Raw genomic sequence first — 12,378 nt, forward strand, 5'->3', positions numbered from 1 at the left:
GGAGCCGGGGAACGGGCCGGGCGGTGCCGGAGCGCCGGCTCAGGCCTCCGCGGGCTGACGGACGTGCGCGTTCACCCAGTCGACGATCGAGGCCGTCGTCGCACCCGGGGTGAAGATCGCCGCGACACCCTGCTCCTTCAGCGGCGCGATGTCCGCCTCCGGGATGATGCCGCCGCCGAAGACCTTGATGTCCTCCGCGTCGCGCTCCTTCAGCAGCTCGATGACCTTGGCGAAGAGCGTGTTGTGCGCCCCGGAGAGGATCGAGAGGCCGATGGCGTCCGCGTCCTCCTGGATCGCCGTGTCCACGATCTGCTCGGGGGTCTGGTGGAGCCCCGTGTAGATGACCTCCATGCCCGCGTCCCGGAGCGCCCTCGCGATCACCTTGGCGCCGCGGTCATGGCCGTCGAGGCCCGGCTTGGCCACCACCACGCGGATAGGACCGGTCACACCCATCAATGCCTCCACATGCGTCTGCCGTGCCCGGAGGGCCGGTGATGTGAACGAACGTTATCCCCAGCATCCCGCACGGCCTCGTTTCGCGGTGGACCGGGAGGGGGAAATCACACACGGGACATGTTCGCCGGCGTCGTTCCCAGCACCGCGCGGCCCGAGGGCCGCGCGGGGGTCGCCGCCAGGGAGCCGCAACGAGGTCGTCGTACCACCGCGCCGTCAGCCGCACGGCACGGTGGTACGGCCCCCGGCACGCCAGGACCGCCGGCCGCCTCCGCAGCGACCCCCGTGAAGGGTGTGCGGGGCGGGGAGCCGCCTCCCCGGACGCCAGTGCAGGAGGTCGGCCATGAAGGTCCTGTCCTTCCTACCCCTACTGCTCCGCGGGCCGCTGCTGCGCCCCGCCCGGTTGTCGTCGACGCTGATCAGGGCCACCGCACTGGAGTTGGTGATCCTCGCCGGGCACGTGCTCATCTACCCCTCCGGCATCGCCCCGGAGCGTCGGCCCTCCACACCCCGGCCGGTCCCCGGCACCGGCACCGGCAAGGACACCGGTGCCGGATCAAACCCGGAGCACGGCGCCGGTCACGACGAGATCACCCGGGCGGCGGAGGCGACCGCGCTGCCCACCACCGGCGACGCGCGCCCGCCCGTCGTCCTCCTGCACGGTCTCATCGACAACCGCTCCGTCTTCGTCCTGCTGCGCCGCTCCCTGGCACGGCACGGCTGGCGCCATCTGGCGTCGCTCAACTACTCGCCCCTGACCTGCGACATCCGCACGGCGGCCGAGCTGCTCGACCGGCACGTCGAGGAGATCTGCGCCCGCACCGGGCACCACGAGGTCGACATCGTCGGCCACAGTCTGGGCGGCCTCATCGCGCGGTACTACGTCCAGCGGCTCGGCGGGGACCGCCGGGTGCGCACGCTCGTCACTCTCGGTACACCGCACGGCGGGACGTCGGCCGTCCCGCTGGCCGGCGCGCACCCCATCGTCCGCCAGATGCGCAGCGGCTCCGAACTCATCGAGGAGCTGCGCCGGCCCGCCCCGGGCTGCCGGACGCGCTTCGTCAGCTTCTGGAGCGAACTGGACAGGGTGATCCTCCCCGTCGAGACGGCCTGCGTGGATCATCCCGACCTCGACGCGGTGAATGTGCGCGTCACCGGCATCGGCCACCTCGCCCTGCCGGTGCATCCGGCGGTCGCGTCCGCGATCCGGCAGGCGCTCGAGTCCGACGGTTCGGACGTCGGCACTCGGGGAGCCGCTCACGTCGCGTGAGTTGATTTTTGAACCACTGAACCCCCGTCAAATAGAACGCATTTCGAACATAGGGCCAAGCCTGCCCATCAGGTCCGCCGAAAGGCGGCCGATTGCCCGTTTCCTGAAGGGCTGAGGGCCTCCGAAGATTGTCGTCCTCGCGTACCGCCGGGTACAGTCGCGGCCACTGCTCACCCCGGGATCCCCCCACCGGACCCCGGAACAGGTCCTGCTGCCGAGGCGAGAGAGAAGTTGGTGAACGACCAGCACCCCCACGCCGGGCATGCCGGATACGACAGCCCGTCCACCGGCAGTTTCGACATCGACCCGCTCTTCGGGTCCCTCCCGGGCCGGCACGACGACAGCCACGGGACCACGTACGGCGACGGTTACTCCCCGGCCTACGGCGGTGACTACGCCGGTTACGACAGCGGCCAGTGGGACACCGGGGCGCATCAACAGGCCTCCTACGACGCCTATGCCGCCCAGGCCCACCCGCAGGCGGCCCAGGGCTACGACACCACCGCCACCTGGATGCCGGGGGCCGTGATCCCCGCCCCGGCCGACACGACGGGCCAGTGGGACACCACCGGCTGGGACCAGGCGGGCCAGGACGGCCAGTGGACCGCCGGTGACACCGGCGCCTTCCCCACCGCCACGTTCGACACCACGGCCTACGCGACCGGCTCCTTCAGCGTTCCCGCCTTCGAGACCACGGGCTACGACAGCTACACGGCGGCCGAGACCGGCACCTACGACGCCACCGCGTGGAACACCGGCGCCACGCCCGAGAGCGCCGCGTACGCACCCGAACAGACGTCGTACTCCTCACACGAACACCAGTCGCCGTCCCACGAGTCCTACGGGACGGCCGAGTTCACCTCGCTCGACGGCACCGGCGCCCTCGACCTCGGTTCCCACGACCTCCACGCCTCGCCCGGCTCCCACGGTCACGTCGGACCGGACGAGGTCGAGACGGCAGGCACGTACACGGACGTGTACGACGAGGTGTCGCAGACCGGAGCCGAGCCGGAGCCGACGATGCCCGAGGTCGTCGAGGTGGCCGCCGAAGCCGTCGCCGTGGGCGTCTCCGCGCACCCCGTGGGCCGTGCCGCCGCGCGCGGCGGCAGCCGGGGCAGGCGCCGCACCCCGGCGAAGCGTTCCGCGCTCCTCACCGTCGCCGTGCCCTCCGCCTGCGTGATGAGCGTCGCGGGCATCGCCGCCGCCTCGGTGAGCGGTGTCGGCGGGGCCGAGGAGACGAAGGACGACACCACGTCCATGGCGGCCGCGGATCTGGTGAAGCCGGCCGTAGCCAACAACAAGCTGGACACCCAGCTCGCCGCCCTCAGCGCCGACGCCGAGAACTTCGCCGACCGCGCCAGCCGAACCCAGGAGCGCATCGACCTGAAGGAGCGCCAGGCCGCCGAGAAGAAGAAGCGCGAGGAGGAGGCCATTCGCCGCGAGGCGTTGCGCCCCAAGTTCGTGCTCCCCGTGAAGCAGCACGGGCTCAGCGCCACCTACGGTCAGGCCGGTGTGAACTGGATGTCCGTGCACACGGGCATCGACTTCCCCGTCTCCTACGGGACTCCCGTGATGGCGGCGACCGACGGCACCGTCCGCACCCAGTGGAACAGCGCCTACGGGAACATGGCCATCGTCACCGCTGCCGACGGCACCGAGACCTGGTACTGCCACCTCAGCACCACCAAGATCCGCTCGGGCTCGGTCAAGGCCGGTGACGTCATCGCCTACTCGGGCAACTCGGGCAACTCCACCGGTCCGCACCTGCACTTCGAGGTCCGGCCCGGTGGCGGCTCGGCGATCGACCCGATGCCCTGGCTCCGCAGCCACGGCGTCAACCCGTACTGAGGGACCGGCCGCGCCGGAGTGCCGGCCGGCCGCGGGCGCCGTATCCGGCCCGCCCCTGAACGCCCGTACGAGCACCTGCCTCCGGGCGGGATCAGTGCATGCCGCCCGACCGGGTCAGCACCGGGCGGACGCGTCGGCGCCCGAGGGCCGGCAGGTCAGCACCTGCCGGCCGGGCGGTACGCGGCCTCCCCGCCCTCCCGCTCCCGCCGGTTCAGAGCTTCTCGACCGGGGCATAGCGCAGCAGCAGCTTCTTCGGCCTCTCGTCGCCGAAGTCGACCGTCGCCTTCGCCTGGTCGCCGAACCCGTCGACCGCCGTGACCGTGCCCAGGCCGAACTGGTCGTGCGTGACCCGGTCCCCGACCACCAGGGTGACCACCGGCTTCTCGGAGGTGCGCCGGGTAGCGAACCCCGACGGCCCCGACTTCGCGCGTGACGCGGACAGCGACGAGGTGATGCCGGACGTCGGTCCCGCCGACGCCGCCATCGGGCCCTTGCGCTTCCACTCGAGGTGCTGGTCCGGGATCTCCTCCAGGAACCGCGACGGCGGGTTGTACGAGGGCTGGCCCCACGCACTGCGCATCGCCGCCCGGGTCAGATACAGGCGCTCGCGGGCACGCGTGATGCCCACGTAGGCGAGCCGGCGTTCCTCCTCCAGTTCCTTCACCTGCCCGAGCGCGCGCATGTGCGGGAAGACACCGTCCTCCATGCCCGTCAGGAACACCACCGGGAATTCGAGACCCTTGGCGGTGTGCAGCGTCATCAGCGTGACGACACCGGAGCCGTCCTCGTCCTCGTCGGGGATCTGGTCGGCGTCGGCGACGAGCGCGACCTTCTCCAGGAACTCGGCGAGTGTGCCCGCGCCCTCCTCCTCCGCCCGCTCCTGCTCGAATTCGAGGGCGACGGAGGCGAGTTCCTGGAGGTTCTCGATACGGGTCTCGTCCTGCGGGTCGGTGGACGCCTGGAGTTCGGCGAGATAGCCGGTCCGCTCCATGACGGCCTCCACGACGACCGCAGGTCCCGCCCCGGACTCCACGATCGTGCGGAGCTCCTCCATGAGCGTGTTGAACCGCTTCACGGCGTTCGTCGACCGGGCCGCCATGCCGTACGCCTCGTCGACGCGGCGCAGCGCCTGTGGGAAGGAGATCTTCTCGCGCATCGAGAGGGCGTCGATCATCGCCTCGGCGCGGTCGCCGATGCCCCGCTTGGGCACGTTGAGGATGCGGCGCAGCGGGACGGTGTCCTCGGGGTTGGACAGCACCCGGAGGTAGGCCAGGACGTCCCTGACCTCCTTGCGCTCGTAGAAGCGCACTCCGCCGACGACCTTGTAGGGCAGTCCGACGCGGATGAAGATCTCTTCGAAGACACGGGACTGGGCGTTGGTGCGGTAGAAGACGGCGACGTCGCCGGCCTTCGCGTCGCCCGCGTCCGTCAGCCGGTCGATCTCGTCGGCGACGAACTGTGCCTCGTCGTGCTCGGTGTCCGCGACGTAGCCGGTGATCCGGGTGCCGGTGCCCGCGTTCGTCCAGAGGTTCTTGGGACGGCGGCTCTCGTTGCGCTCGATGACGGCGTTGGCCGCCGACAGGATCGTCTGGGTGGAGCGGTAGTTCTGCTCCAGCATGATCGTCGTCGCGTCCGGATAGTCCTCCTCGAACTGGAGGATGTTGCGGATGGTCGCGCCGCGGAAGGCGTAGATCGACTGGTCCGCGTCACCGACGACGCACAGTTCGCCGGGGGCGTCCGCCTCGCCCGCCGGGCCCACCAGTTCGCGTACGAGGGTGTACTGCGCGTGGTTGGTGTCCTGGTACTCGTCGACCATGACGTGCCGGAAACGGCGGCGGTAGTGCTCGGTGACGTCGGGGAACGCCTGGAGCAGGTGGACCGTCGTCATGATGATGTCGTCGAAGTCGAGGGCGTTGGCCTCGCGCAGCCGCGCCTGGTAGAGCGCGTAGGCCTGGGCCAGCGTCTTCTCGAAACCGTCGGCCGCCTGACCGGCGAAGGTCTCCTCGTCGATCAGCTCGTTCTTCAGGTTCGAGACCTTCGCCGTGAACGACTTCGGCGGGTAGCGCTTCGGGTCGAGGTCGAGATCGCGGCAGACCAGTGCCATCAGCCGCTTGGAGTCGGCGGCGTCGTAGATCGAGAACGACGACGTGAAGCCCAGGCGCTTCGACTCCCGGCGCAGGATCCGCACGCAGGCGCTGTGGAACGTCATGACCCACATGGCGTTGGCGCGCGGGCCGACGAGGTCCTCGACGCGCTCCTTCATCTCGCCGGCGGCCTTGTTGGTGAAGGTGATCGCGAGGATCTGCCCGGGGTGCACCCCGCGCTCGGCCAGGAGGTGGGCGATCCGGTGGGTGAGCACCCGGGTCTTGCCCGAGCCGGCCCCGGCCACGATGAGCAGCGGGGAGCCGGCGTGCACGACGGCGGCGCGCTGCTCGGTGTTCAGCCCGTCGAGCAGCGCGGCGGAGTCGATCACAGGACGCGGGGCGCCGTCGCGGTAGTAGGCGTCGCGCGGCGGCGGAGGCGCGTCGAAGACGTCCTCGAAGAGGCCCTCCGGCACCGTTTCGGGTGCGTGCTCCTCGGGGGGCGGCGGGGGGCCGTCCTCCCCTTGCTGGAGGCCGGTCAGGAAACTGTCGTCAAAGAGGCTGCTCATCGCCTCACGAGTCTAGGCGGCCCCACCGACAGCCCGGGCCGCATCGGCGACAACGGTCAGGACCCGTGCGCGCAGCGGAACGACCCAACCACGGAACGTGAGATTCCGGGGTCGGTTCCGGCCATGCGGACCACCGCCGGGAAAAGGTCACGAAAACGTATCGGGCATATCGAACATCAACCTTCACAGGGGCACCACGATGTGGTTAGCGTGCTCCGACGGGTGCCCCGTACCCCTTTGAGGCGAACCGCGCCGCACGGGCACCCCCGCCGAATCCGTACTCCCGTGAAGGGGGCCCGGAACCGGGGACCCACACGCAGCACCGGGGTGAATCGGTCCGTCTCCACCGGACCGTAGGGCAGCCTTCCGTTCCGCCCGAACCCTCCCCCAGTGCCCGAACGGCCTGGGGGGACCCCCATCGCTAACCCGGTAGGCGGTCCACGGAAGGAGATGCCGGCCTTGGCGTCGCATCGCAAGCCCCGCACCCGGGGTCGCACCACCCCTGCCGTCGGTCTCACGACCGTGGCGCTCGCCTCCGTCACCCTGCTCTCCACGCAGAGCGCGACGGCGGCCCCCGCCGAGCCCAAGCCCAGCATCGAGGAAGTGCAGAAGAAGGTCGACGCCCTCTACCGGCAGGCCGGCACGGCGACGCAGCAGTACAACAAGGCGAAGGCCGCCTCGGCCGAGCAGCGCTCCAAGGTCGACGCGCTGCTGGAGGCCGCGGCGAAGCGGGCCGACAAGCTCAACGAGACCCGCCGCGAGCTGGGCAGCTACGCGGCCGCGCAGTACCGCGGCGGCTCGATCGCCCCGACGGCGACGTTCTTCCTGGCGGACGATCCGCAGTCGTACTTCGACCAGGACCAGCTGATGGCCCGGATGACCAGCCGGCAGCAGAAGGCGGTCGCCGACTTCCGCACCCAGCAGAAGGAGGCCGCGGCCAAGCGCGCCGAGGCGACGAAGAGCCTGGAGACCCTCACCGCGTCGCAGGCCTCGCTGCGCACCAGCAAGCAGCAGGTGCAGACGAAGCTCACCGAGGCTCGCACGCTGCTGTCGCAGCTGACCGCCGAGGAGAAGGCACGTCTGGCGGAGCTGGAGCGCAAGAAGGAGGCGGAGGCCGAGCGCAAGGCCGACGAGCTGGCGCGACAGCAGGCCGCGAAGGAGACGGCAGCCGCGGACGAGGCCCCGAAGACGAAGTCGGGGTCGGGCACGGGCACGGGCTCCGGCACGGGCTCCGGCAGCGGTTACTCCTCGAGGGCCGAGAAGGTCCTGGCCTTCGCGCGCGCCCAGATCGGCAAGCCGTACGTGTGGGGGGCGACGGGCCCGTCCTCGTACGACTGCTCCGGACTCACCCAGGCCGCCTGGAAGGCGGCCGGTGTCGGTCTGCCGCGCACCACCTGGGACCAGGTGAAGGTCGGCACCCGGGTTTCCACGGCAAATCTGCGGCCGGGGGACCTGGTCTTCTTCTACGACGACATCAGTCACGTCGGCATCTACAAGGGCGGCGGCATGATGATCCACGCGCCCAAGCCGGGTGCGAACGTCCGCGAGGAGTCGATCTACTACATGCCGATCTACGGCAGCGTGCGCCCGTCGTAGGGACGCCGCCCGCCCACGGCGAAGGGCCCGGGGTGATCCCCGGGCCCTTCGCCGTGCGTCCGCCGGCCGCTCAGGTCCAGAGCGTGGCGATGAAGATGTTGGCGACCGTCAGCCCGCCGACCGCCGCGAACGCGCCCTTGTCCACCTTCTCGTCGTCCCGCTTCACGTAGACGAGCGCGAGGATCACGATCAGGACCAGCAGCTTGACGCCGATCTTGATGTTGTTGACGCTCTGGTCGTCGGCCTGGTTGAGCCCGACCAGCGCGACACCCGTGACGAGCATGGTGAGCGCACCGTGCAGCATGGCCGGGACGAAGCGGGCCTCGCCCGCCCCCATGGCCTTCATCTGGGTCAGGAAGCCGCCCAGCAGGGAGGCGATACCGATGATGTGCAAGGCCACGAAGACATTGATGAGTACGTCCATGGCCGCAGCCTAACCGCGGCCATATCACCACTCTTCGGCCAGGTACGACTTACCGATGAGTCGCCTCGCAGTCTGCACGAATTGCCGGACTCCGGTTGAATTTTCCTGTCATCCGACGGAAACGAAACAGCACATGAGGGCAATAGCTGTCATTACGCCTCTTCTCTCCGTGCCGGGTTTAGCGTCCCTCCCAGGTGACCGGATCTCCGTCTCCGCCCCCGTGGCGGGCGGCACCCGGTCACCCCGCCGGGGCCGGGGCGGCGACGGCGACCGCGCTCGAAGGCTCCGCGCAGGCGGACCCCCAGCTCACCACGGCCCAGGTCAGGGCCAAGGTCGACCGGCTCTACCACGACGCCGAGGTGGCCACGGAGAAGTACAACGGCGCGAAGGAGCAGTCGGCGGCCTCGGAGAAGTCCCTGGACGCCCTGCGCGACGAGGCCGCCCGCCGGACCGCGCGCCTCAACACCGCGCGCGACGCCCTCGGCTCCTGGGCGACCGCCCAGTACCGCAGCGCCGGCATCGACCCGGCCGTGCGGCTGGCCCTCTCCTCGGACCCGGACGAGTACCTGGAGCGCGCCTCCTTCGAGGACCGGGCGGGCGACCGTCAGGCCGGCGCGATCAACGGCGTGCGCCGCCAGATCGGCGACATCGCCCAGCTCCGCGCGCGGGCCCAGGACGAGCTGGCCGTCCTCGCCTCGCGACGGGCCGAGCTGAAGAAGCAGAAGGACACCGTACGCACCAAGCTCGCCGACGCGCGCAAGCTCCTGGCCACCCTCACCGCCGATCAGCGCGCCGCCTACGAGCGCTCGGCCGACGCCGCGCACGGCGGCGGTGCCGTCCGGGCCGACCGGAGCACCCCCCGCGGTCCGGTCGCCGCCCCCAACGCCCGCGCGGCCCAGGCGGTCGACTTCGCGTACGGGGCCCTCGGGAAGCCGTACGTCTGGGGCGCCACCGGGCCCGCCTCCTTCGACTGCTCAGGTCTCACTCAGGCGGCCTGGCGGGCGGCGGGCGTGTCGCTGCCCCGGACGACGTACACCCAGATCAACGCGGGTCAGCGCGTCCCGCGTTCCGAACTGGCCCCGGGGGACCTGGTGTTCTTCTACCCCGGGGTCACCCATGTCGGGCTGTACATCGGCGGCGGGCAGATGATCCACGCCCCACGCCCGGGGGCGCCCGTACGTATCGCGCCGATCTCCGAAATGCCTTTCGCCGGAGCGACCCGCGTCGCCTAGGCTCTCGGGCCCATGGACACCGCCATTCAGAACTACGCGCGCACCCTCGCCCTACGCTCCCCGGACCACTACCGGGTGGGGCCGTTCACCGTGCGCCACAACCCGGACTGGGAGCTGAAGTTCGCGAACTACGCCATCCCCGACCAGGGCGCCGAACCCACCGCGCGGGACATCGCCGATCTGGTCGCGGCCTTCCGTGAACACGACCGGATGCCCCGGCTGGAGTTCCTGCCCGCCTGGGCTCCCGCCGTCGAACCGGCCCTGCTGGCCGCCGGTTTCACCGAGGAGAACCGCGCACCGGTGATGGCCTGCTCCCCCGAAGGACTGCTCCCGCCGAAGCCGGTGGACGGCCTCCGGGTGGCCGAGCCCGTGACGGACGCGGAGTTCGCCTCCGCCGCCGCCGTGCAGCACACGGGATTCGGCGGCGAGGGCGGGCCGGACGACGGTGAGATCGCATGGCTGCGCGGGGCGACGGCGGGCGGCGGGGTCTCCGCCCTCGCCACCCTCGACGGCCGTCCGGCAGGCGCGGGCGGCTGCTCGGCCCCGGTCGACGGCATCGGCGAACTGGCCGGCCTGGCCGTCGCCGACGCCTTCCGCCGCCGGGGCGTCGGCGCGGCGCTCTCCGCCTGGCTGACCCGCACCGCCTTCGACCGCGGCTTCGGCACCGTCTGGCTGGAGCCGGGAGGTCCCGACGTCGAGCGCATCTACGCGTCCATCGGCTACCGCAGGACCGGCGAGAAGCTCAACATCTCGCTCGACCCCGCCTGAGCGTGCCCGGGACTCAGACCAGCCGGCGGGCCGTCGCCCAGCGGGTCAGCTCGTGCCGGTTGGAGAGCTGGAGCTTGCGCAGCACCGCAGAGACGTGGGACTCGACGGTCTTCACCGAGATGAACAGCTGCTTGGCGATCTCCTTGTACGCGTAGCCCCGGGCGATCAGCCGCAGCACCTCGCGCTCGCGCTGTGTCAGCCGGTCCAGGTCCTCGTCGACCGGCGGGGCGTCCGTCGAGGCGAACGCGTCCAGGACGAAGCCGGCCAGCCGCGGCGAGAACACGGCGTCGCCCTCCTGGACCCGGAAGACGGAGTCGATCAGGTCGGTACCGGTGATCGTCTTGGTGACGTAGCCGCGGGCGCCGCCGCGGATGACGCCGATGACGTCCTCGGCGGCGTCCGAGACGGACAGCGCGAGGAAGCGCACCGGGTTCTCGACCGCGCCCATCATCGGGGCGCAGCGACGCAGTACCTCGACCCCGCCGCCTCCCGGGAGGTGGACGTCGAGGAGGACGACCTCGGGGCGGGTCGCGGTGATCACGGTGACCGCCTGGTCGACGTCGGCGGCCTCCCCCACGACCTCCACCCCGGTCTCCTCGGTCCGGCCGATCTCGGCCTGGACCCCGGTGCGGAACATGCGGTGGTCGTCGACGAGCACGACCCGTACCCGGCGCTCCGGGCCCCCGGTCGCTTCGGTGTTCTCGGTCATTCGCTCGCCCTTTCCATCTCCAGCTCGACCTCCGTGCCCCCGCCGGGCACCGAACGCAGCCGCGCCGTACCGCCGTTGCGCTGCATCCGGCCGATGATCGATTCTCGTACGCCCATCCTGTCGCCGGGTACGGCGTCCAGGTCGAACCCCGGCCCCCGGTCCCGCACGGAGACGAAGACCGTGCGGCCCTCGACCTCCGCGAAGACCTGGACTGCGCCGCCCTCGCCACCGTACTTGGCCGCGTTGACCATCGCCTCGCGTGCGGCCTGCATCTGCGCCGACAGCTTCTCGTCGAGCGGGCAGTCGCCGACGACCACGACCTCCAGCGGGACGCCGTGCTTGTCCTCGACCTCGGCGGCGGTGCGTTTGACCGCCTCGGCGAGGTTCGTCGGTTCCTCGGCCTCGTCCTTGCCGGTGCCCGAGGGGTCGTACAGCCAGTTGCGCAGCTCGCGTTCCTGGGCGCGGGCGAGCCTGCGGACCTCGCCGCCGTCGTCCGCGTTGCGCTGGATCAGGGTGAGGGTGTGCAGGACCGAGTCGTGGACGTGGGCGGCGACCTCGGCACGTTCCTGGGCGCGGATGCGCATCAGGCGTTCCTCGGAGAGGTCCTGTGTCATGCGTACGAGATAGGGGCCGGCCAGCAGCGCGATACCGGTGAGCACGGCGATGGCGGCGGTCAGCGCGGTGCCGAGCTGGGCCGCCGAGCCACGCACCACGAGGAAGGCGGCGAGGCCGAGACCGACCAGCGCGACGCCCGCGAGTCCGCGCGCCAGGTGCAGCACCCGGCGGCGGCGGCCGACCTCCATCCAGCGCGCCCGTCGCGCGTTGTCGGCCTGCCGCCACACCAGGACGGACCCCGCGCCGATCAGCAGGGCCGGCCAGACGTAACGGTCCGCCTCGCTGCCCATGTCGACGTTGCCGACGAAGACCATGGCGCCGACGAGGAGTGCGACCAGGGCGAAGACCTGGCCCTTGTCGGGCTTGCGGAGTCTGCGCCGGCCGTCGGGGGCGGTCTCGAAGAGGGACCGCTCCACCCCGGCCGCCCCGCCGGTCCCTCCGACACCGCCGACCCCGAGCGGCACGACGATCCAGAACACGGCGTAGAGCAGGGCGCCCAGGCCGTCCGCGAAGAACAGTCCGAGGAAGACGAACCGGACCCAGACGACGGGCAGTCCCAGATGTCCGGCGAGCCCGCGCGCGACGCCGCCGAGCATCCGCCCGTCGGCGCTGCGGTACAGCTTGCGCGGCGCCTGCTCCTCCGGGTCCGGGGCGTGGGAGCTCGGGGCTCGGGTCGTGGCTGCTGGCATGCACCGATCGTCACACGTTCCGGCGGGCCGTGGCATCAGGGTCTGCCCGGACTCGACCCTGAGGGCCCGGCTGCCGTGCGGACGGGCCCCCAGGGGCCGCCGGGAGGCAATATCAGGGATCGGC

General features: G+C 71.3%; 10 protein-coding genes. 5 read left to right on the forward strand and 5 right to left on the reverse strand.

What is annotated here, in order from left to right; all coding sequences use genetic code 11:
* Positions 1–39 precede the first annotated feature (39 nt).
* Complete coding sequence (locus tag IA22_RS0114735; RefSeq protein WP_014154513.1) at positions 40–453, reverse strand: coenzyme B12-dependent isobutyryl CoA mutase small subunit; 414 nt, start codon at positions 451–453, stop codon at positions 40–42.
* A 343-nt stretch (positions 454–796) separates the two neighbouring features.
* Between IA22_RS0114735 and IA22_RS0114740 the strand changes: the two genes are divergently transcribed.
* Together IA22_RS0114740 and IA22_RS0114745 are read left to right on the forward strand one after the other, a co-directional pair.
* Positions 797–1,723, forward strand: coding sequence for an esterase/lipase family protein (locus tag IA22_RS0114740; RefSeq protein WP_030123873.1), 927 nt, complete (start codon positions 797–799; stop codon positions 1,721–1,723).
* Positions 1,724–1,957: 234 nt separating this feature from the next.
* Entirely contained in the window at positions 1,958–3,571 is a 1,614-nt protein-coding gene (locus tag IA22_RS0114745; protein ID WP_030123874.1) for a M23 family metallopeptidase, read from the forward strand.
* Between the two features lie 211 nt (positions 3,572–3,782).
* On the opposite strand, the gene pcrA is transcribed toward IA22_RS0114745, so the two are convergent.
* Positions 3,783–6,221: a DNA helicase PcrA gene (gene pcrA, locus IA22_RS0114750; RefSeq protein WP_030123875.1), complete on the reverse strand. Its 2,439-nt coding sequence runs from the start codon at positions 6,219–6,221 to the stop codon at positions 3,783–3,785.
* A 450-nt stretch (positions 6,222–6,671) separates the two neighbouring features.
* Here pcrA and IA22_RS0114755 point away from each other — a divergent pair, with 450 nt between their 5' ends.
* Positions 6,672–7,817 (forward strand): C40 family peptidase, encoded by a 1,146-nt coding sequence (locus IA22_RS0114755; RefSeq protein WP_030123876.1) that lies wholly within the window; start codon positions 6,672–6,674, stop codon positions 7,815–7,817.
* Positions 7,818–7,887: 70 nt separating this feature from the next.
* Here the strand turns inward: IA22_RS0114755 and IA22_RS0114760 are convergent, their stop codons facing one another.
* The gene (locus IA22_RS0114760) at positions 7,888–8,241 is read right to left on the reverse strand and encodes a hypothetical protein (protein ID WP_014154518.1); all 354 of its coding nucleotides are present in this window, start codon (positions 8,239–8,241) and stop codon (positions 7,888–7,890) included.
* Between the two features lie 194 nt (positions 8,242–8,435).
* Between IA22_RS0114760 and IA22_RS0114765 the strand changes: the two genes are divergently transcribed.
* Positions 8,436–9,473: a C40 family peptidase gene (locus IA22_RS0114765; RefSeq protein ID WP_051694798.1), complete on the forward strand. Its 1,038-nt coding sequence runs from the start codon at positions 8,436–8,438 to the stop codon at positions 9,471–9,473.
* Between the two features lie 12 nt (positions 9,474–9,485).
* A complete protein-coding gene (locus tag IA22_RS0114770) occupies positions 9,486–10,241 on the forward strand; it encodes a GNAT family N-acetyltransferase (protein ID WP_030123878.1) in 756 nt (251 codons plus the stop codon).
* Between the two features lie 13 nt (positions 10,242–10,254).
* Here the strand turns inward: IA22_RS0114770 and IA22_RS0114775 are convergent, their stop codons facing one another.
* Both IA22_RS0114775 and IA22_RS0114780 read right to left on the reverse strand, forming a co-directional pair.
* The gene (locus tag IA22_RS0114775; protein WP_015578420.1) at positions 10,255–10,950 is read right to left on the reverse strand and encodes a LuxR C-terminal-related transcriptional regulator; all 696 of its coding nucleotides are present in this window, start codon (positions 10,948–10,950) and stop codon (positions 10,255–10,257) included.
* The gene (locus IA22_RS0114780) at positions 10,947–12,254 is read right to left on the reverse strand and encodes an ATP-binding protein (protein WP_014154522.1); all 1,308 of its coding nucleotides are present in this window, start codon (positions 12,252–12,254) and stop codon (positions 10,947–10,949) included. Before IA22_RS0114780 ends, IA22_RS0114775 begins: the two co-directional genes overlap by 4 nt.
* Positions 12,255–12,378: the final 124 nt, after the last annotated feature.

The sequence above is a fragment of the Kitasatospora papulosa genome (genome assembly GCF_000717245.1).
GTDB lineage: Bacteria > Actinomycetota > Actinomycetes > Streptomycetales > Streptomycetaceae > Streptomyces > Streptomyces papulosus.